This window comes from Wolbachia endosymbiont (group B) of Pilophorus perplexus (assembly GCF_964028155.1).
Classification (GTDB): Bacteria; Pseudomonadota; Alphaproteobacteria; order Rickettsiales; family Anaplasmataceae; genus Wolbachia.
Window position 1 is genome coordinate 1,055,760 of the sequence record NZ_OZ034754.1, and the last position, 26,331, is coordinate 1,082,090.

Here is a 26,331-nt window from a genome sequence, read left to right on the forward strand (position 1 = left end):
CACTGCCAAAAACTATGGAAGAAGTCATTATAATTTGTATTATATCTTTATAAAATGGTTCGCATAAGTTATCTAGAAGTGCAACTAAACAAATACAAAAATCAAAGTGTTGCGGTTTTCGGCCTTGGTAAAACTGGTTTGTCCGTTATTAATGCTCTAACAAAAAGCAGTGCAAAAATATATGCATGGGATGATAATAAAGAGCAAATAGCAAATGCAAAAAAGATATATAAAGAGTGTAACTTTACTCATCCCAATGAGTATAATTGGCATGAGATAAGCACACTAATTTTGAGCCCTGGAGTGCAAATACCAACGCATTGGGTAGTAAAACTTGCAAGAAGCTTTGACTGCAAAATAAAATCAGACATTGAGCTATTTCTTGAAACTAAAACTACAAATCAGAAGGTTATAGGCATTACAGGAACAAATGGCAAATCAACTACCACATCACTAATAGGGCACATATTAAAATCCACAGGGAAAAAAGTAGCTATCGGTGGGAATTTAGGTATGCCTATTTTGGATTTAGAAAGAGATGCAGAAATTTATGTAATTGAATTCTCCTCTTTTCAATTGGAGCTAATGAATGAAATTAATGTGGATATTTCTGTATTGCTTAACATCACACCAGACCACATAGATAGACATGGAAGTATGAATAACTATATAGCAACTAAACTAAAATTGATAAACGGTAGCAAGATTGCCGTGATAGGATGTGATAACAAAATTACCTCTGATGTATTCAATAAATTCACTGGGAACAAAATTCCAATCTCAGCTTCGATGTCACCCTCTTTGTCATCCCAGTGCCTAGGCACTGGGAAACTAGAGAATCATAGCTTATCAGTAAGCGACGTGAAAATAAACCTAGTATCCAATGTAGAAAATATAGTAGCTGCACACGCTGTGTGCAAGTTACTTGGAGTAGATAGCAGCACTATTGTCAATGAAATCAAATCCTTTCCAGGGCTAAGACACAGAAATGAATTTCTTGGCAAAATACATAATGTACTTTTTATCAACGATAGCAAAGCAACCAATGCAGAATCGACCGAAAAGGCAATTTTATCTTATAAAAACATATATTGGATTGTTGGCGGAAAAAGCAAAAAAGGCGGAATAGAATCATTAAGCAAGCATTTCACCAAGATTAGAAAAGCTTTTCTTATTGGAGAATCAACTGAAGTTTTTGCAAACATTATGGAGAACAAAATAGATTATATGAAGTGCTATAATCTAGAAAACGCATTTAAACTGGCTTTTGAAGAGGCCATAAATAGCAAAGAAGAAGTAGCGATATTACTTTCTCCTGCATGTTCTTCTTTTGATCAGTGGAAAAATTTTGAAGAGCGCGGTGAAGCATTTTGCAGAATGTTTGAAAATCTCAGGTACAATTATATGTGATGTTTAGTATAATATTGTATGGAACAAAAGTTAATAGTAGATGAGCTGATTAAGGTTATTCCATTTGAAGGAATAAGTGATGCAACCTTATTGAAAGTGTGCACGAACCTTAACCTAGCCAATAGTTTTTGTAAATTTCAGAATGGAATATATAGTGCTTTGGAGTACATAGCAGAGGACTTAAATAGCTCAATGGAAACTGAACTTTGGAATTCCAATTTAGAAGATATGAAGGTAAGAGAGCGGATAAAGTTAGCTGTCCAAATACGCCTTTCAAACTATGCTAAGTTACAAAATTACAGAGAGTTTTTAAAAAATGTTTTATCATTCTCTATATTACCCCAAAATACATATTTTTCTAGTAAACTCTTGTACAGAACTGTTAGCGCGATTTGGTATGGCATTCATGATCAATCAACAGATTTTAACTACTATACAAAAAGAGCAATATTAGCTGGAGTGTACTTAAGTACGATACTTTTTTTTATCAATGATTATTCAGAAGATTTTGCAGATACCCTGTCGTTTCTTGACAAACGTATCAACAATGTCATGACATTTCAAAAGTTTAAAACCCGTTTGAATAGAATGGTAAGAAACTTCTTATAGCCTCTTTACTTATACGAGTTACTCGTATTTATACCTAAAGCTGCCTTGATTTTTATGTTAAGATAATTGACATCCACTAACAGTGAGCTTAACAAAGAACTTGATTGAAAGCAATACATTAGAAAGTAGTTTTGCTGGAAACTTGAAGTAGACAGAATTGATACACATAAAGCTGATCCATGTACAAAAGTATCTGTTCAGATACACGACTAATGCTGTGTGATCCATAGAGGTTATTACAATAAGAATGTAAGATCAAATAGAAATTTGGATTTGCAGTAGTTTATAGACCTTATTACAATTGCAAAGGATAAATTCTAGGGTTAAACTACGTCTGAGTTGGATAAAACTATACAAAATGACTACTTTTAGCAGCAAACATTAGAGCAGTTTTTCCAAGAGAAGTTTTTTCATAGTCAAAATGAGGTAGACTAAGAGTACTAACTACATAATTAACACCTGCGTTTGCTATTTCTACTAAGTATTTTACTACATCCAAGTGACCTGCTTGAGCAGCATCAAGTAAAAAGAGTGGAGCAACTATCTCCATGAGGCTTCTTTTGCCTTTTTTTGCTTGCTTAATATTTATAGCTAAAGCTTCAGGGTGTCATTTCAGTGCGTGACGCAGAGATGTAGGGAGATTGAAGATCAGTGCTTGACACTGGAATGGCTTTGTTGCACCACTCAAGGAAAGAACAGGCAGTTACTGATGGAATTTGTTATAAAATAGATATTTAGCCGACAAAGGAAAAATATGCCAATAAGAATGAAAGTCAGTAACTGCAATGAATATAACAAATTTCTTCAAGAAAGGGGAAATGTTTTTCATTATATCAACGATGCCATTGAAAATTGGTACGAAAATAGTCCAAAAGTAGCAGGTGGCAACAATGTCTACAGCGACAAAGTAGTGATTCTAATTCACATAATAACCTATCTATTCAGGATTGGTCTTAGGCAAACAGTGGGATTTATAGAGAAATATCTTGAGCAAATAGGGAAAATTTTGCAAATTATCAGCTATTCGCAGGCTTCAAGAAGGTTTAAAAAGCTTAATATCAAAATCAACGACTGCAGAGTTGATAAGAACGATATGGAAGATATTGAAATTGCTATAGATAGTACAGGTATCAGCATCTACAATAATATTCCAGGCCATAGTAAGGCAAATGGTACAGATAGAAAGTATCGCCGCTATGAGCAAACAAGAAAGCTACATGTAATGCTAGAGATAGGTAGTAAAAAAGTTATAGCTGCAAAATACAGTAGTGGAGTTTATTCCGACCACTATGGAGCCTGTGATCTTATTGAAAGAGTGGATACCAAGTATAACATAAGCACGATATATGCAGATAGGGCATATAATCGAAAGAAGTTATACAAACTGTGCGATGAGCTTGACATAAAGACAAGGATTCCTCCGCAAAATAATGCAGTAGAGCATCCAAAGTTGGATTATATGAATGAGAGAAATTCTACAATCAAGCTCATAAAGTCATATGATGAAGATGGTATGAAGAGGTGGAAAAAAGAGATAAATTATTGGAAGAGATCTTATATAGAAAGTTTTTTCTCGCGACTGAAGCAAATATTTGGATTTAGTTTTAGGAATAAATCTGAGATTAATCGTGAGAAGGAACTGCTACTCAAGTGTTATTTGCTTAACAAATTTACTGAAATAGGCATGGCTAAGTTTGATATAGCTTCATGAATTTATTATACATTACCCACTATCCGAAGAGCTGTGCAACAAAGCCCACTGGGATCCAGTTAAATTTACGAGTATAAAAGTAGCTGCTTTATGTTAAATACAACGTTTTGATGATTATGAAAAACCAGTGTCAAGCACTGGAATGACATCTTCCTACAGATAATGTTCGTACAGTTGTAACTGGAATAACACCATCATAAAGGAGCCAGTGTCAGCTACTTGAATGACACCAATCAGATATGCTAACTTAACCCAATTTTTAAATTTTTTGCTGTCAACATTAATGATTCATCAAAGAAGCTATTAATATCACCAATACTATCTATATTTTTCACACTGATAGATTGGTCAATTCTTTTAACTAGATTAGATAAAACTTTGTTAGGGCCAACTTCAACAAACTTATTAGTGCCATGGCTTGTCATATATAAAACCATCTCTCTCCATCTTACTCTACTTACAACTTGCTTAGCGAGCAAAGCTCTTATGATCTCTGGATCACTTTCTTCCTTAGCTGTAACGTTTGATACAAAAGGAATCGAAGGGCGAGTTATGTTGATGCTTTTTAAAAATTCCAGAAGTTTTTCATCAGCAGGTTTCATAAAAGATGAGTGAAAAGGCCCACTAACTTGTAATTTTATCATTTTCTTGACACTTGAGTTTTTGAATAAATCAGGTAAGACCTCAAGAGCCTCTGCAGTACCACTCACCACTACCTGCCCACCACCATTATCGTTTGCAATTTCACAATCAATTTGAGCTGATTTTAATATACCTTCTACTTCACTTATTTCTGCTCCAAGTAGAGCAAACATTCCACCTTTGCATTTTAGTGAAGCTTCATGCATTGCTTCGCTACGAACTTTTAGCAACTTGACTGCAGACTCAAGCGTCAATGCCCCTGCAGCACACAGCGCTGTATACTCGCCAACTGAATGCCCACAAACATACTGAACGCTGTAAAGAGATTCACCAAATACGTGCTTCATAACACGTAGCGTTGCAATTGACACTGCCATTATAGCTGGCTGAGCGTTTTCCGTGATGGTTAATTTCTCAATAGGGCCATTGAAAATCAAATGAGACAGCTTTCTACCCAATATGTCATCTACTTCATCAAATACGTTCCTTGCAACTGAAAATTCATCATATAAGCTCTTTCCCATTCCTACAAATTGGGAGCCCTGACCAGGAAAAGCAAAAATCATAAAAAGTTTTTCATTCTTCATTGAGAATACTACTTTATTTATTTTTTGTCAATATTTCACAATAATGATTGACCAAATGAACCAGATTCACTAAAATCTTAGCTGGTAAGAAATTTGTAAGAACAATGGCAGAAATCGACTATCACAAAGTTACTATAGTTATGACAGATGGTCAAGAGTTTGAAACTTATTCCACTTATGGAAAAGAAGGTCAAAGAATAAAGCTTGATAGAGATCCTCTTACTCATCCTGCATGGACTGGAAGTTTGACAAGCGGTTCAGGGGAGAAGGATAGTAAAATAGCTAAGTTTAATGATAAATACGGGAGTCTTTTTTAGTTCCTCCCCTCTTTATTTAACATGTATAAATATAAAAATGTAGGCTATATTGCTTCTTCGCTACCCAAGTCTCAGGAAGTATCTAAACTACTACAGAAACTCAATTTTATCAATATAGCAGAAGCAGGTAAGCATGAAGTTGATCTGCTGATAGTTGTTGGTGGTGATGGTTTTATGCTACGCACTCTGCACAACTACGTCATAGGAAATAAAGATATACATGTGTATGGAATAAATACCGGTAACGTCGGATTTTTGATGAATAAATGCTTTGAAGATCTAATTGATCATATAGAACATGCAGTTCCTACTCAGCTAACTTTACTAAAAATGGAAGCCAAAGACATAAATGGCAAAAAACACCATTACATCGCAGTAAATGAAGTGTATGTCTTTAGAAATGCAAATCAAATAGTGGAGATGAATATTACCATTAATGATAAGCTAAAAGTAGAAAAATTCAGAGGAGATGGAATTATATTGTCTACCCCAACAGGTAGCACTGCATATAACTTCTCTGCCGGTGGGCCAATCTTACCACTTAATTCAAATTTACTTGCACTGACTTCCATTAATAGCTACTACCCAAGGCGTTGGAATGGAGCGCTAATCTCAAATGATACAATAGTGCAAATTGATATCAATGATGTGAAAAATCGTCCAGCACTTGTAGTATCAGATTACAAGGAATTTCACGACATATCGCAGGTAAAAATACAGAAAGATCACGAAAATACAGTCACTCTACTTTTTGACAAAGATTGCCCTTTGAATGAAAGGATCTTTGATCAGCAGTTCTTATACTAATATTTATTCTTAAATTAGTATTCACTATATCTTAATAACTATAGCGTAATCAACATAACATTGTAATTAATTTTGGAGCGAATATGCCTGAATCAGGAAATAAAGATAACGTCACACTGGTTTCTCATACAACGGTGAGTGAAAATAGTGCAGCAACTCAACCAACACCAGCACCTAGAAACACAGCGTTACAAACAAATTCGGCTAGCGAATCAAGTTCTGATGAAGAAAGGCAAGAAGAATCGAATGGTGCAAATACAGAACCTATTTATGCATCCATAGATCCAAATACAAAATCTCCAAAAAAGAGTTCAGGTAGTGTATCAGTTAGCAGATCACCTTCTCCTCCACCATCATATCAAACAGATGGCTCTGAAAAATCTTTGCTTGGAGATAATAAAAAGACAAACAGATTTTTACAGAAAGTAAAATATACGATGCAAAAGAAGAAAGTTACAATGCCTTTCGTAGGTCTTATTACGGCATGTTGTATTACGTCAATCGTTTTAGCTGTGAAGCAAAGAGAATTCATTGGATTCATCGGCAGCATAAATCCTGTTACTATATTTGTCGGAGTATTAGCGTCTTGTTTAGCCTTGGGAATTATGTGGGAATTTATGCAAGCAGTACGTACTAAGGAGCACAAGATCACAAAAAGAGATACTCAAGAAGTTTTAGATGAGATATCAAATACACTTTCAAAAGACGAGGAATGCATCAAATCTTTGGTATTAAAATATAGCAACGGTAATCGTGTTTACTTTACGTTTCACTCTCTTCCAGAAAAAGCAAAAAGTAATCCGAACATCGTAGAACTTACAGGCCAGCCAATCTATTACAAGAGTAAAGTAAATTCATTAATCAATGATAGAATATGGCTTCCTATCTTAGGAACAGTTCTTATTACTGGAAACATAACCTTCCCTTTAGCACTTTATTCAACAGGTGGTTTGAGCAACATAGTAAGTTCATACACAAATCCTACTATTTACTGGCCAATCGTTGCAATTTCAGGCACTCTACTGCTTTTCACTTTAGCTTGCACAATTCATCATTGGAGCAAAACTGATTTTAAAGATTACTTGTTATTAGATACAAAAGATGCTAGTAGTGGAAAGCCCAATGAAACAGCTATTAGAACTATCAAAAAGAGTGAAGAAAAGATTAGTTCAAAATTGTTACAAGTAGTTGCTGAACGATGTGGCCATCCAGATATTACTTATATTATTAATTAAATCTGGCTCGTACTTCTTTTTATCGCTATTCCAGTACTGTAACTGCAACGTTTTGAAGATTTACACTTGCTAAGACCTTGCTATTTTGATAGCTTGAGATGATGACAAGGAAGGGGTTTGTTTATGAAAAAAGGTTTAATATTTATATCTTTAGTAGCGGCTTTATTGATAGTCGTTAATTTTTTATATAAAAATAGCGGAATTGATGATTCACAAGTAGTAAACGTTTATTCATCTCGTAAAGAAGAATTAGTACATAGTTTGTTTGATGATTTTACAAAAACCACTGGCATCAAGGTACGTTATATCATTGACGATTATTCCCAATTGCTTTCACGCATGGAAAATGGTGGTGAAGCTGATTTGTTTTTAACTGCAGATGCAGTGAATTTGATTTTAGCCAAAAAAAGAGGGCTCTTATCTCAAGTGGATTCAGAGACTCTAAAAAATGCCATACCTGCAAAATTTAGAGATAATGAAGATTATTGGTTTGGTCTCACAAAAAGAGCTAGAATATTGGTTTACAATAAAGAATCAGTAGATCCTAAGGAATTAAGTACCTATGAAGATTTAGCGAATGAAAAATGGAAAGGGAAAATATTAGTACGCTCTTCCACAAGTCCATATAACCGATCATTGATCGCTTTTATGATTGCAAAAAATGGTTTTGAAAAAACAAAAGAATGGGTGAGTGGAATTGTAAGGAACATGGCAAGAAAACCAAGCGGTGGTGATACAGATCAAATTTATGCTGTAGCCGCTGGTGAAGGCAATGTTGCAATAGTAAACAGCTACTACTTTGCAAGAATCCTTTCATCAGAAAATAAAAAGAATATCACAGAAAAGTTAGGAGCTTTCTTTCCGAGTGATGGTGTAATGGTGAATATTAGTGGTGCAGCAGTAACAAAAAACGCAAAACACAGAGAAAATGCCATAGCTTTATTGGAGTTTTTTGTAAGCAAACAGGCTCAAGAGCTATATGCTAAAAAAAATCAAGAATATCCTATTGTTGAAGGTATTGAAACTTCTGATGTGTTAAAATCTTGGGGAAATTACCTACAAAGTACTCTGCCTATAAGTGAGCTTGAGAAGCATCTCTTTGAGGCTGTTATGATAGCAGATGAATGTAAGTGGAAATAAAATTTTATAGCTTCCTTCTACTTTACTTTACAGTTGTGTAATTGAAATTAAGAAAGTAGAATAAGCTCAAAAAAGGAGCTATGGACAAGAGAAGGAATTTATTAAATATCTCAGACCTCACAATCGGTGATGTAGAAAATATAACTAAATTAGCCAACCAATACCTTGAAGAAAAAGTTGAAAATAGTCATGTTCTGAAAAATAAAATAGTCATAAACCTATTCTTTGAAGATTCAACACGTACGCTCGCATCTTTTGAAATAGCAGCAAAGAGCCTTGGAGCAAATGTTATAACTTTACCAATAAAATCTTCTTCTATTAACAAAGGGGAAGATCTAAAAGATATGATAAAAACACTAAATGCAATGAATCCTGACTATATGATAATCAGGCATAAAAGTAGTGGTATTATTAATACATTGGCAAAGCATGTCAATTGCTCGCTAATCAACGCAGGCGATGGAAGCAGTGAACACCCAACTCAAGCTCTTGCAGATTATCTCGTAATTATCAGTCATAAAAAGCAAATAAAAAACCTCAAAATTGTGATATGTGGAGATATTTTGCACAGTAGAGTTGCAAGATCAAATATAAGATTGCTAAAAATGTTTGGAGCAAAAATAAGCTTAGTTGCACCACCAGCTTTGATTTGTAAGCATCTTCCTGAAGTAGATTCACTTCATTATTCATTAACTGAAGGTATAAAGGATGCTGATGTAATTATGCTCTTGAGGTTGCAGAAAGAGCGCATGAATAATAATTCTTCAGAAAAAGAATATTTTCATTTGTATGGACTTGATGCACAAAAACTATCGCATGCAAAACCCGATGCAATTGTTATGCACCCAGGACCAATAAATAGAGGCATTGAGATTAGCAATGATATAGCAGATTGTGTTATTTTACAGCAAGTAAAGTTTGGATTAGCAACGCGTAAGGCAGTACTGCACTATTTAATAAATGTTTAACTTTAATTAATTTTAAGGAATTTTAGACATAATGATCCTCCTATAAAAAACGATTTAGAAAAATATAACACACCTCATGACAGAAATTAAGTATGCACTGAAGTAGACTGTGCTATATTTTTTTATTGAGAGATTAGTTGAAAAGTCTGCAGACTTGAATAAGGTGAATTTCGAGCTCTAAAATACCCTCATTTTCACTAATAATAATCAAACTACAAAATGTGTCAAGTAATTTTTGCACTTAATTTAGCAAATATTTATTTGCAAAAAATACTATAAACATAAAATGATAGATGTCATAAAAGTAGCCAGTACTGGCATCCAGTTAAATTTGTGAGTTAAAAGTTATGCTAAAATATAACGTTTCTAATGATGATGGAAAATGGATCCCAGTGGGCTTTGTTGCACCACTCAAGGAAAGAACAGGCAGTTACTGATGGAATTTGTTATAAAATAGATATTTAGCCGACAAAGGAAAAATATGCCAATAAGAATGAAAGTCAGTAACTGCAATGAATATAACAAATTTCTTCAAGAAAGGGGAAATGTTTTTCATTATATCAACGATGCCATTGAAAATTGGTACGAAAATAGTCCAAAAGTAGCAGGTGGCAACAATGTCTACAGCGACAAAGTAGTGATTCTAATTCACATAATAACCTATCTATTCAGGATTGGTCTTAGGCAAACAGTGGGATTTATAGAGAAATATCTTGAGCAAATAGGGAAAATTTTGCAAATTATCAGCTATTCGCAGGCTTCAAGAAGGTTTAAAAAGCTTAATATCAAAATCAACGACTGCAGAGTTGATAAGAACGATATGGAAGATATTGAAATTGCTATAGATAGTACAGGTATCAGCATCTACAATAATATTCCAGGCCATAGTAAGGCAAATGGTACAGATAGAAAGTATCGCCGCTATGAGCAAACAAGAAAGCTACATGTAATGCTAGAGATAGGTAGTAAAAAAGTTATAGCTGCAAAATACAGTAGTGGAGTTTATTCCGACCACTATGGAGCCTGTGATCTTATTGAAAGAGTGGATACCAAGTATAACATAAGCACGATATATGCAGATAGGGCATATAATCGAAAGAAGTTATACAAACTGTGCGATGAGCTTGACATAAAGACAAGGATTCCTCCGCAAAATAATGCAGTAGAGCATCCAAAGTTGGATTATATGAATGAGAGAAATTCTACAATCAAGCTCATAAAGTCATATGATGAAGATGGTATGAAGAGGTGGAAAAAAGAGATAAATTATTGGAAGAGATCTTATATAGAAAGTTTTTTCTCGCGACTGAAGCAAATATTTGGATTTAGTTTTAGGAATAAATCTGAGATTAATCGTGAGAAGGAACTGCTACTCAAGTGTTATTTGCTTAACAAATTTACTGAAATAGGCATGGCTAAGTTTGATATAGCTTCATGAATTTATTATACATTACCCACTATCCGAAGAGCTGTGCAACAAAGCCATCCCAGTGTCAGCTACTTAGATGACATTGTTTAGTACGCAAATTACCACAATGTTCATACAGCTGTATACTGATTTCTTTAATGTCCGTACAGTTGTATGTCAGCTACTCAAATGACAATTTCAAATAAAACCTAGATAAAAGAGAAAAATAAATTTTTACATAATCATACTTGTACAATAACTAAAGCACTTTTTACTGTAGATTAATCATTTGATTATAGTATCATTTTAATTAAGCCTATATTTGCAATGTTTATGAAATATAAAGCATTCTTCATACTATTAATTGTTATATCTAACCTGCTTGCTGCAGAACAGCCTGAAGAAAATAAAAATGAAAGCAGTATAAATCAAGAAGACGTATCGAAAAGCAACACTGATGCTGAAAAAACTTCTCCGCTTCTGAGCGAACTCAAAGAAATCACAGACCCAACAAATGTAATCAATGAAGAAGTACCTTCAAGTAATCAAACAAACCTACAGTCTGAAGAGGAGACTAATATAAAAGATACCAAAGCTCTAACAAGTCCTTTATCAGAAGAAAAAAAAGAAGAACCTGAAGAGAAGAAAATCAGTCACAATAATCAAACAAACCTACAGCCTGAAGAGGAGATTAGCAAAAAAGACACCGAACTTTCAACAAGCCAATTAACAGAGAAAAAGAAAGAAGAACAGCCTGACAATATAACACCTGTGAACAAAAAAAATGAAAAAAGCGAAAAATGGACAAAGCTAAACAAAGAAATAAAAAAACATAAAAGCAAGTCTATATATAAAAGACAATATGATAGCCTAAATGAGCACCTTCCTAAAACTATATTTACTGATGATTACAGTAAGCAATTTTTTTACTGCATCAAGAAGGGCAACTTAATTTGTCTAAGAGGAGTAATAAATAAGCTAGAAAAAATTGGATTAACAATTCAAGAAATACTAAGATTTAGAAATAAATTGGGTGATACTCCTCTAATTTATGCAGTGAAACAAGGTCAAATAGACACAGTTCGCTTTCTCTTATTACAAGGTGCTGATCCTAGAGTAGTTGATAATAATTTTAAGTCCCCTATCGACATAGCAATTGAGAAAAAGAAGATCGATATAATAAATGCAATTGCTGAAATGATGCCATACCTTTTAGAGGATAAAGAAATAAACAATGAAGAAGACTCAGAGATGTATAACTTTGCTATAAAAACAAAAGAAAGTACCTGCGATGCAAAAGATAATTAGACTTTTGATATTAATTTTAGTTGGTCATTTATGCTATGGAGATGATGCAATCAATGATTTTTTAAGTGCTCTGCACGATGTAAAATACATATCTTACAATACAAAAGATTTTGCTAAATTTTTAGTACAGTGTAATAAAGCCAGCATACCACAAGATTTTAAGAAAGGTTTTGGTCCTAATTTAAATGGTGCTAATTTTAGTCAATTGTATTTAAGCAAATCTATTTTTGATGGAGTAAGTTTAATTGGTGCCGATTTTTCTAACACCGATTTATCAGATGTGTCTTTTATCGATGTTGATTTGCGTGGTGCCAATTTTTCCAATGCTAATTTACATGGCGTTAAAATAAAAGGCACAAATTTAAGTTTTTCAAAATTTGCTTCTACAAATTTAACAGATATCATATTTGATCAGTCTAATATCAGTTATGCTGATTTTATCAATTCTAATCTCAACAAAGTAAGTATGCGTAATATAATTGGTTTGCATACCAAGTTTTTGAATGTAAAAATGAATTTCTCCAATTTATCAAACTCAAGTGCAAGCTACATCAATTTTAGTGATAGTGAAATAAACGACACTGTTATGCAGAAAAATAATTTCGACAACGCAAGTTTCTTTGGAGTGGATGCACATAAGCTCAAGGTACAATTTTCTTCATTAAAAAATGCTAACATATATGGTGCAGAAATAAAAAAATCGGATTTTACAGGTAGCAATCTTTCAAACGCCTATTTTAATTCTTCCATTATAGTCAACAGTAATTTCGAAAAAGCCAATTTAAGCAATTCACAAATTTCCTATGTGAAAGGGGATAATTCAAACTTCATTAAATCTATACTAAATGGTTCCAAGATAAAACATGCATATGTTTTCGAAGCAGACCTTCAGGATGCTGATTTATCTAATATTGATTTTAGTTTTAGTGAATTGTATAAAGTTAATACCTATAACGCTAACATTTGTCATGGAAAGTTTCATAATACTAAAGTTGTGAATTCTGACATGAGTGGTTCGTTCTTTGATCATTCATTGTTTACCTCTGCAAAAATAGAAGATTCAGATCTTTCTAGAACTTCAATTTATAAGACAAAAATTAAAGACTCTCAAATTTATAATAGTACTCTTTCCCACCATAATATGGATTCGAGTGAGATAGAAAATTCAATATTCTTCAAATTATTAGCTGATAATTCGAGCTGGTCTAAGTCAAAAGTCACTAATTCAAACTTTATTGAAAGTGATTTCAAATCCTCCGTGTTTTATGATAATGCCTTTAGAAAGACTAGTTTTTTTCTTAGCAATTTGAATAATTCAACAGTGAGTGATGTCTCTTTCCTCTCTTCAAGCATATATAAAAGTTCAATTGCTGATATTCATTTAACAGATTGCAAATTTGATAATTCAATTATGATTGACAATCAGGGACAGAGCAAAATTACAGGTCTAGAGAGTGCTATAACTTCAATTAAAGATCTGCAAGAGAAAATATCGCAGGGTGAAAAATTTGATGTAAATTATTCTTACTTTGAGTTTAAAGATATGAATTTAGAAAATGCTATTTTTTCTAATTCAATATTAAGCAGAGCAAAGTTTGTAAACGTTAATTTGAATAAGGCAAATCTTGAAAAAGCCGATTTACGTTATACTGTCTTTGATAATTCCTCTCTTATTGATGCCAATTTATCAAATTCTAATTTAGAGGGCTCTAGTCTTTTAAACTTTGATTTAAAAAATACAAAGTCTTAAAAAAGCTCTATAATGTACTTGTTAAATAAAGAAAAATGACCGTAAAAAATGAGGGCATACTACTGATTCTATCCTCTCCTTCTGGAGCTGGAAAAACTACTATATCAGAAAAATTACTTGAGCAATCAACTGATTTAGTTATGTCTGTTTCTATGACTACACGCAAACCTCGTCCCGGTGAAGTAAACGGAAAAGACTATTTTTTCGTTACTGAAGAAAAGTTTCACGAACTATGTAAGGCTGGTCAAATGCTTGAATATGCCAAAGTTTTTGAGAATTTTTACGGTATACCAAAAGATTTTATAGAACAAAACCTGAGCAGTGGAATAAGTGTTTTACTGAATATAGATTGGCAAGGAGCATTTCATTTGTTTGAAATCTTAAGAGAAAAAGTTGTAAGTGTTTTTATACTACCTCCCTCAATGGAAGAGCTTAGACTGCGTCTACAAAGGCGTAATAGTGATGATGAAATTGAAATAGAGCGTAGATTAGCCGAAGCGCAAAAAGAGATAAGTAAAAGTAATAAATATGATTACGTAATAATTAATGATAATCTTGATAAAAGCGTAGAAGAGATAAAATCAATACTAAGTAAAGGAATGCTTAAAAAATTAGAAGAAAAATCAAGTTTGAAAGATCTATAAAAATATTTGTTTATCTCTTTTAGCAGCATTCACGCTTCACAGTTTAGCCACATTTATTATTTTTTAAGATAAAATAGTTAAAATAGTAGACAAGTGCTAAAGTGGGGATTTGACTATGACAATAGATTTTCTAATAGAAACTAGTTTTCTGCCTTTTCACCTATATTTCGATAACATCTAGCTCAATTTAAAAGTTTAATACAATTCGTTAACGCCAAATAGCTTTTAATATTGAGGTTTTAATATGAGTATAGATTCAAGTGTATTAGTTAGTAATGCAAATAAACTAGACAAATGTATAAACAAAAATGAAAAACAAGATAAAAAAGACAAGCAATTGTATAATATTATAGAGAGAAAGGTAAAAAAAGAAAAACATAAGCATGAAAAACCAAGAAGTCGAGATGGAACACTCAAGGAATGTAAAAGGTTATTTAAGGAAGGCGCTAGTCCTGAAGTATTAACTAAATTAGAAGAATCGCTTAGAGAACAGGAAAAATATCACAGATATTATGTCCAATGTTTCCTTCCAGTGCTAGGTGAAGTAATAGAACGATCGAAAAGAATATCAAATGAAACAAAAAAACAAGTAATTTCTGAAGTCACTAAAAGTTGTTTTAGTAGGTACAGCGAACAAGACAGTGGCTACGGTAGAGATTTTGCAGATGAAATGAGCGGAATATCAGATTCTGATAGCGATTTTGAAGATGGAATAAACGGAATATCGGATTCTGATAATGACGTTCAATTACTAAATGCAATCCAAAATGGAAACAACAGGAAATTTAGAAAATACCTAAAAGATTGCACAAATGTCAGTGGCATAACAGATGAAAAAGGAAATAATATTTTACACCTTATTGCATCGCTCAAAAAGAAACAAAAGCTTAAGTTTCTAGATACCTTGATAAAAATAGCTAACGAGAAAAATTTAGTACAACTTGTTGATAGTGAAAATCAACAAGGAAAGACTCCTTTTCAGGTAGCACTAATTAACAAGATAATAAAAGGGAAACATGAGTCTAATACAGTTAGAAGTAGCGATAATACACTTAAGTTTCTTGCAAAATTGTTAAAGTATGGAGCCAAGCTAAGCTTACCTACAGAGGATTTAGAAAAATTATCTAAAAAGCAAAATGAATACTATCTTAAATTTTTAGAGAAATTGGCTGAGCGAAAACCAGAAATAAAAACAAAAGTTGAAGAAGTTATAGCCCATACCATAAATACTCCAGATAGTAATGATAATTATCAACTACATTTAGCAATTAAAGATGAAAAATCTTTTAAGGAATTATTGAAAAAAGGAGCAGATATTAACCTTAAAGATGCAAATGGCAATAATGCTTTACACCATATTGCCTTGCTGAGAGGGAAGCAAAAAGTTACATGCTTGAAATTAATATCAGCCTTAGTAAAAGAAAGAAAAATATCTGAAGATAAATTAGATGAAGCTATAAAAGCAACTAACAGGCAAGGAAATACACCTCTAGAATTAGCACTAAAGAAAAAAGCAGAAAAAAAAAGTATCGAATACCTATCGCAAGAAACAATTTTTGATTTAGCAACTAATTATGATAATACAACAAAGTTTTGTGCAGCATTATTACAAAACGGTGCTAACCCTGATTCTTTATGGTTAGAAGATCCAGAACTCCATACTAAAAAGTACTATTTAACTTTACGAGATCTAAAAGATTGTTCAAGCACTCCACAGAAAGCACAGGAGAAAGCTAAAGAACTAAAAGAGAAGCTTGAGGAAAAATACCACTGTGGAACTGCTTCGAAAAAATGTCAATCAGGCATTAAAAAGCTAGGTTCTGGTGTAAAAAAAGGAGCATCTGTTGTATGGAAATGCATTGATCCGGGCAGGAGAGCTAGTGTATTGTTAGCAATCACAGTAGCAACTACTATTATTACAATGGTAACACTTTCTTGCTTTCAAGGACAAATTGCAATTGGAGCAGCGTTACCCATCATAGCTATAACAGGAGTGGTCTGTCTGATATTCACTTTGGGACTTAGCGGCATTAGGAAGTCTGTTAAGGAATTAACCAACGATAAGCAAAGCCGTAAAGATGATCACCTAGCTGCAAAACAACCTGAAAATATTACTGAACAACAAAATTTAGCTAACAACTCAGCAGAGCAAGAAGTACAAAGATCGTCAAATCAATCGGAGCATACAGAAAGCCCAGCTACTCAAATGAGCTATGTATCAATACTACGTCAATTTATAAATAAACCAGATGGGTTAACTAATAAATTCTCTTTTCCGGGGCGATGAAATCAATCTCATCGCTCAGAGTTTTTTCAGCAACTTTTTTATAGTCAATTTCTACACTAACTTGGCTTTTCTCTTCTTTAAGCCATGCTATAGTATGCTTCATCCAGTTTTTATCATCACGTTCAGGGAAATCTTCACGAGCATGAGCACCCCTGCTTTCCTCGCGATTAGCTGCGCATTCCATGGTAATAACTGCTTGTGGAATCATATTGGCAAGCTCCAGAGCTTCAACCAAATCACTATTCCATATCATACTACGATCTTCAACTGCAATGTTAGGCATCATTTTTGCTACTTCTTTTATAGCTTTTTTACCTTCCTCTAAAACTTCAGCAACACGGAATACCGATGCATATTTCTGCATAGTGTGCTGCATTTCACTTCGTATTTTTGCTACTTTGAACTCTCCGGAAGCAAATCTCATTTTATTAAATCTATCTACTATCCAGTCTGTGCAGTCTGAATGCAATTTTTTATGTGGTGTATCAGGTTTCAATTTTTCTTTTGCCCTAAGCGCGGCAGCTCTACCAAAAACCACAAGATCAAGAAGCGAGTTGGAACCTAGTCGATTTGCACCATGTACAGAAACACATGCTGCCTCTCCTATTGCAAATAATCCTTCTACCACTTCTTCTTTACCTTTTTGCAACGTGATCACTTCCCCATGATAGTTGGTTGGAATACCGCCCATGTTGTAGTGAACAGTTGGAATAACAGGTATCGGATCTTTAGTAACATCAACTCCTGCAAAGGTCTTTGCTGTTTCACTAATACCTGGCAATCTGAGCTTTATTACTTCCGGATCAAGATGAGCTATATTCAAGTACATGTGATCTTTCTTTGGCCCAACTCCCCTTCCCTCTCTAATTTCAATTGTCATTGCTCGACTTACTACATCACGAGAAGCCAAATCTTTTGCCTTTGGCGCATAACGTTCCATAAACTTCTCACCCTGAGAATTAACGAGGTACCCACCTTCACCGCGGCATCCTTCCGTCATCAAGCACCCTGAGCCATATATTCCTGTTGGATGAAATTGCACAAACTCCATATCTTCAAGTGGCAACCCAGCTCTTACCACCATGCCATTACCATCACCTGTGCAGGTGTGTGCACTTGTTGCAGAAAAATAAACACGTCCATAACCACCTGTTGCTATTACCACAGAATGTGCACGAAATCTATGCAACGTACCATCACACAGCGACCAAGCTATCACCCCACAGCATGTCCCTTTGTCCATAATCAAATCGATTACAAAATATTCGACAAAAAATTCAGCGTTAAATTTAAGACATTGCTGATATAGAGTATGAAGAATTGCATGCCCAGTTTTATCTGCTGCTGCACAAGTACGCTGAGCCGATTTTCCTTTACCAAAGTGAGTTGTCATTCCACCAAAGGCACGCTGATATATTTTTCCATCTTCCGTACGAGAAAAGGGTACACCAAAATTTTCAAGTTCAATCACAGCTTTGGCAGCATTTTTACACATATACTCTATTGCATCTTGATCGCCAAGCCAGTCTGAACCTTTTATTGTGTCATACGCATGCCAGCGCCAATCATCTTCAGCAATGTTGCTCAAGGCTGCACTAATTCCGCCTTGTGCTGCAACTGTATGACTCCGTGTAGGGAAAATCTTAGAAATACAGGCAACTGAAAAATTAGTTGCAGCCATTCCAAGTGTTGCTCTAAGCCCTGCTCCACCTGCACCTACTATCACCACATCATACTCATGCTCTATGATTTCATACGCTGACTTATCCATATCCACTTATTTTATCATCACAGGCTTATAATATCACAGAAGTAGAAAAAATCTATACAAGTTTTCTGGATGTAAGCTTCTGAAACAAATCTATAGTAAACGATGTAATAACAATCATAGGGCGTCATGAAAGTAGCTGAAATTGGAATGACACTATCATAAAGGAATAAGTGTAGTTATTTGCATAACATTGATGACTTATGCCTATTTAATTAGATCTAAAATTAGATAGAAAAAGGTAATCTTGATAAAACTCATTTACAACAAGTTCTCTCGCACTTGAATTTTCCGTTTGCACTTTTTTGTATCCTAATTTATGGCTTATTGAATCTTTATATGAACTAACTGCTTTATATATCTTACTTACCTCTCCTGGAAAGATACCACCAACAATTATAACGCATAACCCTGCAACTGTTGCAAAAGCTAGAGTTAAACTTTGCCTCCAGTTAGCTTTTTTTTCTTGTATACCAGCAGGGCACAATTCACTTGACATTTCTTTTAGATACTCATGCCACATGTGATTGCAGTTTGTACATTTCACTTTTCTTCCAGATTCACCTATTTGCCCACGAGATACTAAGTAAGTTTTAGTACAATTATGACATTGTATTTTCATAGTGCTTACGTATAAAATAATATAAATTTGATATCAATATGTATATAATAAATGAAAAATTTGCAACTAAAAAATTACAAGATGAGATAGAAAATATTTGGAAAGATAAAGAAAAACTTAACGACTATAATCTAAAACACGAAGCAAGATTAATAATCAAAGAGGTAATTGAGTTACTTGACAGTGGTAAAATTAGAGTAGCAGAAAAGCTATCAAGTGGAGAATGGATAGTACATAAGTGGATAAAGCAGTCAATATTATTACATTTCCTCACTGAGGAAAGCAAAATAATAGACAACACCAATTGCTGGTTTGACAAAATCGGTAGTAAGTTTAGTGAATGGAATGAAGAAAAATTTTACCATTCAAAAATTAGAGCAGTTCCTGGGTGTTTTGTCCGCCAATCTGCTTACATAGGTAAAAATGTTGTTCTAATGCCAAGTTTTATCAACGTTGGTGCATACATTGATTCTGGCACAATGATAGACACTTGGTCAACAGTTGGTAGTTGTGCACAAATAGGAAAAAACTGTCATATTTCCGGTGGAGTGGGAATAGGCGGAGTTCTCGAGCCTATTCAAGCTTCTCCAGTCATTATAGAGGATAATTGCTTTATTGGAGCGCGCAGTGAGGTAGCCGAAGGTGTTATAATAAGAGAAGGATCAGTCCTTAGTATGGGGGTGTTTATTGGAGCATCAACAAAAATCATTGATAGGGAAACGAACAAAGTATTTTACGGTGAAGTGCCACCTTATTCTGTAGTCGTGCCAGGATCTACTCGATCTAGAAATAATGTCTCAACCTATTGTGCAGTTATAGTAAAAAAAGTGGACGAGAAGACGAGATCAAAAACTTCTATAAATGAAATATTGAGAATCTAACTACTTACCGTCACTTTTTTTATCATTATTACTAACTATAGTAATGGCATATGCGCATAATTCTGGAAAAGAGATCCCGTTTTCTTGAGACAGCTTGTATAATTTTTGCAAACTTTCTTTAACTTTATTAGGAATGTTTCCTCCACGCTCCTTTGCAAGCCATGAATCTTGATGGTGAATTGGATGAGTATCACCCTTTGGATTTCCTATATATACTGCAAAAGGTGCATTCTGTCCTTTGAAATCACACTGTACAGTAAATTTTTTTATAGACTCAGCCATTTAAAGACCTCTACTTTTCTTTTTAACCGATTTTATAGAAGATACAAGAGGTGGTTTTTTGATAAAATCTTGCCTATTAAACACACTTTCTTTGCCTTCTAAAGCTCGACGAACATCGGCTCTGCTTAGCTGTGACTCTTTTGCTACCCTCATTCCATGCTTTACCATAATATTAGTATATGCTAACACTTTTTTTACTAACTCTAGATCACCATTCAACATTTGAACCAATGCTTGAAATACCTCCGCTAAAGTTAATCCATCAGCACTTACAACCTTATTTTCTACAAAATTGATAGCTTCTTTAAATTTATATTCAATACCATCATCTTGAGGTATAAGGGTAACATAATCCGTATCTTGATTGTCCATAACCAAAGGAATACTACTCATATGTTTTTAAACTTATATTATATATATAAATACTCCACTATTTTATAGTATGGCACGCTATAGTTAAATGTTTATTAATAATATGCTCACTTATATACACGAATTAATTGATAAAAGCCAAGGATCAATATCTATCAGTGATTTTATGAACGCTGCTCTATATCATAAAGAGTACGGCTATTACATGAATAAATTACCACTTGGCAAAGATGGTGACTTCATTACTGCACCTGAAATTAGTCAGCTATTTGGTGAAACAATTGCAGTGTGGATAATGAATACATGGGAAAAATTAGGAAAGCCATCAAAATTTTCTCTAGTTGAACTTGGACCAGGTAAAGGAACACTCATTCATGATGTAATAAGAGTCACCAAAAAATATAGCTGTTTTTTTAGCTCAATGGACATTCATCTAGTTGAGATAAGCCCTATTTTACAGAAAATACAAAAGGAAAAATTAAAGGGATTAGATATTAATTGGCACACAGATGTCGACAACTTACCAAATCAGCCAACTATTTTTTTTGCAAATGAGTTATTTGACGCCCTTCCAATTGACCAATTTATTTATCGTGATGGGCAGTGGTATGAAAATAGAGTAATAAAACAAGATGATGGCAGTCTTTCATTGTCACTCCAGTGCTTAACCAGACCAAAAACTGGATTCCAGACTGGAATGACAGGGGGTTTCAATGGTGCAGTAGTGGAAGTATGCCTAGCCGGAATCGAAATATTAAAGAAACTTGAGAATAAGATAGTCAATAACGGAGGAGCTGCCCTGATTATAGATTATGGTTATGTATATCCTGAATATAAGAGCACTTTGCAATCGATAAGGCAGCATCAGTATGCTAATTTTCTTGAAAATATTGGTAACAGTGATATTACTGCACTTGTAAACTTTCAAGCGTTAAAAGATTCATTAAAATACTTAAATTGTGAGATTTTAACTCAAAGAGAATTTTTATATTTGTTTGGTATAAAGGAAAGAGCGCAAGCTTTAATGGAAAATGCAAGTAATGAACAGAAGAATAAGATCTTCAGTGAATTTTTAAGGTTAACTGAAAATATGGGTACTCTCTTTAAGGTAATGCTGATTCACCATTTGTAGTCTTGTGTAGTTCTTATGTTAAACATACAAATACTAAAAAATTTACAGAATAAAAAAGGTAAAAAAAACGTATCTGTTCAGCAGAGTAGCAAAATAAGATAGACAGATAAGACTATCATAGGAACAAATAGGTGTCATGAAAGTAGCTGACACTGGCACGACAACAAAAAAGTTACTCAAATGACACCCTTTTGATGCACAATTTTTGGTGCATCACGTACTGATTTTCATCCAAGACGATGTCATGCAAGTAGCTGACACTGGCATCCAGCCTTTTCGCGCAAAAAACGTTGTAAAGTGTTTAGTTGGATCCCAGCTGGAATGACACTTGGTTATGCAAGAAATCTATTGTCAAAAAAAATTACTTCCGCATATTTTGAATCTGATTATAATGACAATTAGAGATATTTTAAGAGCTCAAAATCTATCTTTGTCTGCAGACTTTCAGTTAACTTTTCAATAAAAAACGTAGCGTATCTTTTTCAGCGGTCTGTCATATGTGCGCTGCATTTTTTTCTAATCTTTTTATACAGGAGGATTTTATGTCCAGAATTCCAGATACTTGACCTTTACTTTAGCTAATAACAGGCGCCTGTGATTTTTATAAAGAAAGTGTAGGAAAAACTGTTTCCAGGCATAAATTTGCCATGTATACCTAAAAAGTAATTATATTAGCATAATATTCATACTTATATGCTAATATTAATATTCTTTGAATGGAATACGAAATTAATGTTGAAAAAATATGTACCAAAAAATTTATGTGGGATCTATGCCGAAGCTCAAATTGCATGACACCATTTATTTTTATGGTTTTGTCTATTTTATTTTGCCACTCTGCTAAACGGATACATTTAATTCCATTTTTATCGAGCAGATAATTGTCATATATTAGCTTAGTTCTCCTGTTATACTTAAATATAAATCAGCATAGCCCTAATTTTTTTATATATTTTACTTCTTTCTCTATATTTAATAATAGGCTTGAAAATAAATGGTAAACCTATAATTGTTAAGCTTAGAGCTAGGATTGAAAGTACACAAAAGGCTTTGTGTTTACTATGTAGCTCTTTCAAGTAAAGCATCAAAAACCTACAAAATTTTTTGTAATTTTCTTCAATATTTTTTTTGCTATGAGCCTTGTCAATAAACATATCTATTGCAGTATAATCATTACTACAATTAATTGCCCCTTTTTCTATTAATAGCTGAGCTATATCAAAATAATCCTTTTGAATAGTAAGATGCAGAGGTGTAAAACCTTGTTGATCACAAATATTCATATTGGCTTTTACTGCTAACAACATTCTTACAATTTCTACATGGCCTTTTTTAGCTGCAAGTAGCAGAGGAGTTCTGTTGCATCTAGTGACGGCATTAACGTTTACCTTAAGCTCCAATAAGAACTTAACTGCTTTAGTATCACCATTATAGCTAGCTTTATGTAACCTGGTGTTACCGCTACAATCTTGGTCATCTGCTTCTATTCCCTTTGAAACAAGAAATGTTACCATTTGCCTATTATTATGCTTAATAGCGCAATCCAGTGCATCAAAACCATGTTTATTTTTTGTGCAAATAAACTCTTTTAACTTAGCTTTTGCTTGCTTTACAATAAGCTTTACCAGTTGCATTTTGTTGTTATATGCTGCTAGAAAAAGCGTAGTATTATTTTCTGCATCTTTTGCTTCTATGTTTGCACCTTTCTTTATCAGATATTCTATAATCTCTGCTCTACTTTCATAATGTGTAGTACATTGATAAATGGTCAAAAATAAAGGAGTACGAAAGTTGTTATCTTCACATTCAAGATTTGCTCCGCTATCAATTAAAATCTGGACGCTCTTTTTAGAACCGTATAATGAAGCTATGTGAAGAGGAGTATAGCCTTCCTCAGCATCTTTTTCATTAATTTTTGCGCCTTTTGTTATTAAAAAATCCATTAATTCTGTGTCATCTTGTAGTGTAGCAAGGTGAAGTGGAGTAAATCCATTTTTATCTCTAGAATTAATTGTCAGTTGATTAACAAGAAGTTTAGCAATTTTTTTGTGTCCATGCATAATAGCATAATGCAGTGGATTTCTATTTTCATTGTCCACAACATTAAAGTCAGCTTCGTGCTCTAATAATGATTTTACTCCAACTAAATCGCCTTCTTTTGTAAACTTATGCAAGAGAGTGACTCCGCTTACATCTTTTGAGTTAATATCAAATCCACTTTCTACCAATTGATGTATGTCTTCCTCACACGCCATACCATTTTAATTAAACCCTTTTCGCATTAACAATACTCCCACTTAATTAAGTTTGAATGAATCTGTAAGAGAGATATAAACGTTAGGGAGATTTGCGATAAACGGTAAGAAAAAGGGCAGAAAGTCAAAATCTATCTAACACAACTAAATTTTACCTGCTTTTTTTGTACTCTATCTCTACTTTTGCATTTACATTTGCTGAATCACTTTCCTGCTTTACAATAAGGAGATCCATATGTTTTCTATGTAGCTAAGTAAGAAGAATCTTTGCTCGAACTTGTACATTTTGAAATATTTTTACAAAACTCTATAAAATCATTCACTGCCTCGTTCTCATTCTTAACCTCAACCTTTTTAGATTTAAGATCTTTAAGTACATTATTGAAATCATCCATGTTCACTGTCACTTTTAGCTCTTCATCTTCTGACTCTTCTTCGCAAATCTGATCTACAGCATGAAGTTTTGCTTCATTTACCAAATTTTCTAGATCAGCTCCTGAAAAACCATTAGTTTCTTCTGCAAGTTTTGCTAGATTTACATCTGGTGCCATTGGCACTTTTTCCGTATAAAGACCCAATATTTTTTCACGTAGGCTTTTATCTGGTAAAAGAATTTCAATATGTTTAGAGAGGCGACCTGATCTAATTACTGCTTCATCTAAACTTTCTAGACGATTAGTTGCAGCAATGATTGTCACGCCTTCTATAGGATTAAAACCATCAAGCTCGCATAAAAACTGATTTACAATTCGGTTGTGTTCTTCATCACTTCGTCCACTATTACTACGTTTTGTACAAACAGCATCTATTTCATCTATAAAGACTATGCAAGGAGCATTTTCTCTCGCTTTTGCAAAAAGATCTTTTATGTAATGCGCGCTGTGTCCAGCATATTTTTGCATACATTCAGATCCAGAAACGCTAATAAATTTAGCACTAGCTTCACATGCAATTGCACGAGCAATAAGAGTTTTACCATTTCCAGGTGGACCGTATAAAATATAGCCTGTTGGCATTTTGCAACTTAGCATTTCAAGAGCTTTCTTCTTCTTCTCTGATATATGACCACAAATCATTTTTAACTCTTTTCTTACTTCCTCTGAAACAATAACATCATCAAGTGTTACTTTTTTCTGCTTGTCTGGATCAACTATCTCTATTCTAGAAGAGCCTTTTATTGCACAAACAAGATCATTTAATTTTTTTGAGCGCGTTGCTTTATTAACCGATTTTTTTTCATCACTCACTTCTTCAATATTTATTATGTTTGAATCTTGCTCGTTTTTAATCTCATTTTTAGCATCCAATTCAGCCGCTTTGTACGTAATATATTTAGCTATAGATGCAAATGCATACAAAATACTTACACACAATAACACCTTTAATACAGGCACATCAGGTACAATTAAATTAACCGCAACAATTGATGTTGCCATAGCAGCACCTAACAACAACATTGAGCCAAAAACGATATAACCTTGAATTTTCGCTTTTTTCAGCTGCATTAAGTATCCAGAGCCATTAGGATGCTTGAATGCATAAATATTCACTGGAGTTTTACCATGAAAATTCTTTAACCAAGGATCTGCATTTTTTCTTATTAGAATTGATATTGTTTTTCTACTTCCATTATCTGCAGCATAATGCAAAGGGGTATTGCCCTCTTTATCCATTACATTAACACTTATTCCTTTATTTAAGAAAAATTCTACTACTTCAACATGACCATTTTCAGCAGCTAAATGTAAAGGAATCTTCTCGCGCTTACTATCTTTCTTATTAACATCAGCTCCTCCTGCTACCAGGACTTTTGCTACGTTTTCAAAGCCACCTCTAGCAGCTACGTGCAACAATGTAAGTTCTTGACTAAATAAATGATTTACATCAAATTTAACTTTCTTCCACTCTTCATGTAGATCTTGATTCTGTTTCTCTAGTTCTTCTTGTATTTCCTGAATTATATTATCTTCATTTAAATCTGTCTTATCGTTAATTATACTCAGTACTTCTGCTAGTAATTGATCACTTGTCATAATCTCATCTTTAATCTTAAATGATATATTTAATTATTATATAATTAAAATAAAAATTCAATATTTGTTTTAAACAAGTTAATAATTGGTTGTGAATAGCAAATTAGATCCAAGTAGCCCCATCTCACACTACTGTCATCCCAGTGCCCAGACACCAGCCTTT

Annotated in this window: 23 protein-coding genes; 15 read left to right on the forward strand and 8 right to left on the reverse strand. The window is 33.6% G+C overall.

Going from position 1 to position 26,331, the window contains the following annotated elements; translation table 11 throughout:
- The first annotated feature begins 54 nt into the window (after window positions 1-54).
- A complete protein-coding gene (murD, locus tag ABWU28_RS05285) occupies window positions 55-1,410 on the forward strand; it encodes a UDP-N-acetylmuramoyl-L-alanine--D-glutamate ligase (protein WP_353275087.1) in 1,356 nt (451 codons plus the stop codon).
- Between the two features lie 18 nt (window positions 1,411-1,428).
- On the forward strand, window positions 1,429-2,019 hold the full coding sequence (locus ABWU28_RS05290; RefSeq protein ID WP_007301970.1) for a COQ9 family protein: 591 nt from the start codon (window positions 1,429-1,431) through the stop codon (window positions 2,017-2,019).
- A 349-nt stretch (window positions 2,020-2,368) separates the two neighbouring features.
- Here the strand turns inward: ABWU28_RS05290 and ABWU28_RS05295 are convergent, their stop codons facing one another.
- On the reverse strand, window positions 2,369-2,569 hold the full coding sequence (locus ABWU28_RS05295; RefSeq protein ID WP_230609266.1) for an ankyrin repeat domain-containing protein: 201 nt from the start codon (window positions 2,567-2,569) through the stop codon (window positions 2,369-2,371).
- Between the two features lie 204 nt (window positions 2,570-2,773).
- On the opposite strand from ABWU28_RS05295, the gene ABWU28_RS05300 reads away from it, so the two are divergent.
- Window positions 2,774-3,730: an IS5 family transposase gene (locus tag ABWU28_RS05300; protein WP_213863789.1), complete on the forward strand. Its 957-nt coding sequence runs from the start codon at window positions 2,774-2,776 to the stop codon at window positions 3,728-3,730.
- A 242-nt stretch (window positions 3,731-3,972) separates the two neighbouring features.
- On the opposite strand, the gene fabD is transcribed toward ABWU28_RS05300, so the two are convergent.
- Window positions 3,973-4,938 (reverse strand): ACP S-malonyltransferase, encoded by a 966-nt coding sequence (gene fabD, locus ABWU28_RS05305; protein WP_264376965.1) that lies wholly within the window; start codon window positions 4,936-4,938, stop codon window positions 3,973-3,975.
- A gap of 125 nt (window positions 4,939-5,063) precedes the next feature.
- On the opposite strand from fabD, the gene rpmE reads away from it, so the two are divergent.
- From rpmE to ABWU28_RS05355, 10 genes are all read left to right on the forward strand, one after another.
- Window positions 5,064-5,276 (forward strand): 50S ribosomal protein L31, encoded by a 213-nt coding sequence (rpmE, locus tag ABWU28_RS05310; protein ID WP_006013575.1) that lies wholly within the window; start codon window positions 5,064-5,066, stop codon window positions 5,274-5,276.
- 21 nt (window positions 5,277-5,297) lie between these two features.
- Complete coding sequence (locus ABWU28_RS05315; protein ID WP_007302091.1) at window positions 5,298-6,083, forward strand: NAD kinase; 786 nt, start codon at window positions 5,298-5,300, stop codon at window positions 6,081-6,083.
- A gap of 83 nt (window positions 6,084-6,166) precedes the next feature.
- Complete coding sequence (locus ABWU28_RS05320; RefSeq protein WP_063630573.1) at window positions 6,167-7,318, forward strand: hypothetical protein; 1,152 nt, start codon at window positions 6,167-6,169, stop codon at window positions 7,316-7,318.
- Between the two features lie 123 nt (window positions 7,319-7,441).
- Window positions 7,442-8,458, forward strand: a complete 1,017-nt coding sequence (locus ABWU28_RS05325; protein ID WP_213864016.1) for an extracellular solute-binding protein — start codon at window positions 7,442-7,444, stop codon at window positions 8,456-8,458.
- 80 nt (window positions 8,459-8,538) lie between these two features.
- Window positions 8,539-9,426, forward strand: coding sequence for an aspartate carbamoyltransferase catalytic subunit (locus ABWU28_RS05330; RefSeq protein ID WP_149168670.1), 888 nt, complete (start codon window positions 8,539-8,541; stop codon window positions 9,424-9,426).
- A gap of 481 nt (window positions 9,427-9,907) precedes the next feature.
- Window positions 9,908-10,864 (forward strand): IS5 family transposase, encoded by a 957-nt coding sequence (locus tag ABWU28_RS05335; protein WP_213863789.1) that lies wholly within the window; start codon window positions 9,908-9,910, stop codon window positions 10,862-10,864.
- Window positions 10,865-11,167: 303 nt separating this feature from the next.
- Entirely contained in the window at window positions 11,168-12,142 is a 975-nt protein-coding gene (locus ABWU28_RS05340; RefSeq protein WP_029237557.1) for an ankyrin repeat domain-containing protein, read from the forward strand.
- Window positions 12,126-13,892 (forward strand): pentapeptide repeat-containing protein, encoded by a 1,767-nt coding sequence (locus ABWU28_RS05345; RefSeq protein WP_012481880.1) that lies wholly within the window; start codon window positions 12,126-12,128, stop codon window positions 13,890-13,892. The genes ABWU28_RS05340 and ABWU28_RS05345 overlap by 17 nt, the downstream gene beginning before the upstream one ends.
- Before the next feature lie 35 nt (window positions 13,893-13,927).
- Window positions 13,928-14,536, forward strand: coding sequence for a guanylate kinase (gene gmk, locus ABWU28_RS05350; RefSeq protein WP_007302097.1), 609 nt, complete (start codon window positions 13,928-13,930; stop codon window positions 14,534-14,536).
- A 244-nt stretch (window positions 14,537-14,780) separates the two neighbouring features.
- Window positions 14,781-16,823, forward strand: a complete 2,043-nt coding sequence (locus ABWU28_RS05355; RefSeq protein WP_353275092.1) for an ankyrin repeat domain-containing protein — start codon at window positions 14,781-14,783, stop codon at window positions 16,821-16,823.
- Here the strand turns inward: ABWU28_RS05355 and sdhA are convergent.
- Entirely contained in the window at window positions 16,795-18,594 is a 1,800-nt protein-coding gene (gene sdhA / locus ABWU28_RS05360; RefSeq protein ID WP_353275724.1) for a succinate dehydrogenase flavoprotein subunit, read from the reverse strand. The two genes, ABWU28_RS05355 and sdhA, sit on opposite strands and share 29 nt — an antisense overlap.
- Before the next feature lie 208 nt (window positions 18,595-18,802).
- Window positions 18,803-19,213, reverse strand: coding sequence for a zinc-ribbon domain-containing protein (locus ABWU28_RS05365; RefSeq protein ID WP_007302100.1), 411 nt, complete (start codon window positions 19,211-19,213; stop codon window positions 18,803-18,805).
- A 38-nt stretch (window positions 19,214-19,251) separates the two neighbouring features.
- Here ABWU28_RS05365 and dapD point away from each other — a divergent pair, with 38 nt between their 5' ends.
- Window positions 19,252-20,094: a 2,3,4,5-tetrahydropyridine-2,6-dicarboxylate N-succinyltransferase gene (gene dapD / locus ABWU28_RS05370; RefSeq protein ID WP_007302101.1), complete on the forward strand. Its 843-nt coding sequence runs from the start codon at window positions 19,252-19,254 to the stop codon at window positions 20,092-20,094.
- On the opposite strand, the gene ABWU28_RS05375 is transcribed toward dapD, so the two are convergent.
- Both ABWU28_RS05375 and ABWU28_RS05380 read right to left on the reverse strand, forming a co-directional pair.
- Window positions 20,095-20,376 (reverse strand): DUF2610 domain-containing protein, encoded by a 282-nt coding sequence (locus tag ABWU28_RS05375; protein WP_007302102.1) that lies wholly within the window; start codon window positions 20,374-20,376, stop codon window positions 20,095-20,097.
- Entirely contained in the window at window positions 20,377-20,769 is a 393-nt protein-coding gene (locus ABWU28_RS05380; protein ID WP_007302103.1) for a hypothetical protein, read from the reverse strand.
- 82 nt (window positions 20,770-20,851) lie between these two features.
- Between ABWU28_RS05380 and ABWU28_RS05385 the strand changes: the two genes are divergently transcribed.
- Window positions 20,852-21,880: a class I SAM-dependent methyltransferase gene (locus ABWU28_RS05385; RefSeq protein ID WP_026097238.1), complete on the forward strand. Its 1,029-nt coding sequence runs from the start codon at window positions 20,852-20,854 to the stop codon at window positions 21,878-21,880.
- A gap of 914 nt (window positions 21,881-22,794) precedes the next feature.
- Here the strand turns inward: ABWU28_RS05385 and ABWU28_RS05390 are convergent.
- Window positions 22,795-24,135 (reverse strand): ankyrin repeat domain-containing protein, encoded by a 1,341-nt coding sequence (locus ABWU28_RS05390; protein WP_010406927.1) that lies wholly within the window; start codon window positions 24,133-24,135, stop codon window positions 22,795-22,797.
- Window positions 24,136-24,377: 242 nt separating this feature from the next.
- On the reverse strand, window positions 24,378-26,168 hold the full coding sequence (locus tag ABWU28_RS05395; RefSeq protein ID WP_214303213.1) for an AAA family ATPase: 1,791 nt from the start codon (window positions 26,166-26,168) through the stop codon (window positions 24,378-24,380).
- Window positions 26,169-26,331: the final 163 nt, after the last annotated feature.

Bases quoted from the DNA above. Each gene is read 5' to 3' on its own strand.
- ABWU28_RS05295 (WP_230609266.1), bottom strand. From the start codon at position 2,569: ATGGAGATAGTTGCTCCACTCTTTTTACTTGATGCTGCTCAAGCAGGT.
- ABWU28_RS05340 (WP_029237557.1), top strand. From the start codon at position 11,168: ATGAAATATAAAGCATTCTTCATACTATTAATTGTTATATCTAACCTG.
- ABWU28_RS05385 (WP_026097238.1), top strand. From the start codon at position 20,852: ATGCTCACTTATATACACGAATTAATTGATAAAAGCCAAGGATCAATA.
- ABWU28_RS05325 (WP_213864016.1), top strand. From the start codon at position 7,442: ATGAAAAAAGGTTTAATATTTATATCTTTAGTAGCGGCTTTATTGATA.
- ABWU28_RS05335 (WP_213863789.1), top strand. From the start codon at position 9,908: ATGCCAATAAGAATGAAAGTCAGTAACTGCAATGAATATAACAAATTT.
- ABWU28_RS05315 (WP_007302091.1), top strand. From the start codon at position 5,298: ATGTATAAATATAAAAATGTAGGCTATATTGCTTCTTCGCTACCCAAG.
- ABWU28_RS05300 (WP_213863789.1), top strand. From the start codon at position 2,774: ATGCCAATAAGAATGAAAGTCAGTAACTGCAATGAATATAACAAATTT.
- ABWU28_RS05290 (WP_007301970.1), top strand. From the start codon at position 1,429: ATGGAACAAAAGTTAATAGTAGATGAGCTGATTAAGGTTATTCCATTT.
- ABWU28_RS05345 (WP_012481880.1), top strand. From the start codon at position 12,126: ATGCAAAAGATAATTAGACTTTTGATATTAATTTTAGTTGGTCATTTA.
- murD (WP_353275087.1), top strand. From the start codon at position 55: ATGGTTCGCATAAGTTATCTAGAAGTGCAACTAAACAAATACAAAAAT.
- ABWU28_RS05390 (WP_010406927.1), bottom strand. From the start codon at position 24,135: ATGGCGTGTGAGGAAGACATACATCAATTGGTAGAAAGTGGATTTGAT.
- ABWU28_RS05365 (WP_007302100.1), bottom strand. From the start codon at position 19,213: ATGAAAATACAATGTCATAATTGTACTAAAACTTACTTAGTATCTCGT.
- ABWU28_RS05320 (WP_063630573.1), top strand. From the start codon at position 6,167: ATGCCTGAATCAGGAAATAAAGATAACGTCACACTGGTTTCTCATACA.
- ABWU28_RS05330 (WP_149168670.1), top strand. From the start codon at position 8,539: ATGGACAAGAGAAGGAATTTATTAAATATCTCAGACCTCACAATCGGT.
- gmk (WP_007302097.1), top strand. From the start codon at position 13,928: ATGACCGTAAAAAATGAGGGCATACTACTGATTCTATCCTCTCCTTCT.
- fabD (WP_264376965.1), bottom strand. From the start codon at position 4,938: ATGATTTTTGCTTTTCCTGGTCAGGGCTCCCAATTTGTAGGAATGGGA.
- ABWU28_RS05375 (WP_007302102.1), bottom strand. From the start codon at position 20,376: ATGGCTGAGTCTATAAAAAAATTTACTGTACAGTGTGATTTCAAAGGA.
- ABWU28_RS05380 (WP_007302103.1), bottom strand. From the start codon at position 20,769: ATGAGTAGTATTCCTTTGGTTATGGACAATCAAGATACGGATTATGTT.
- sdhA (WP_353275724.1), bottom strand. From the start codon at position 18,594: ATGGATAAGTCAGCGTATGAAATCATAGAGCATGAGTATGATGTGGTG.
- ABWU28_RS05355 (WP_353275092.1), top strand. From the start codon at position 14,781: ATGAGTATAGATTCAAGTGTATTAGTTAGTAATGCAAATAAACTAGAC.
- ABWU28_RS05395 (WP_214303213.1), bottom strand. From the start codon at position 26,168: ATGACAAGTGATCAATTACTAGCAGAAGTACTGAGTATAATTAACGAT.
- dapD (WP_007302101.1), top strand. From the start codon at position 19,252: ATGTATATAATAAATGAAAAATTTGCAACTAAAAAATTACAAGATGAG.
- rpmE (WP_006013575.1), top strand. From the start codon at position 5,064: ATGGCAGAAATCGACTATCACAAAGTTACTATAGTTATGACAGATGGT.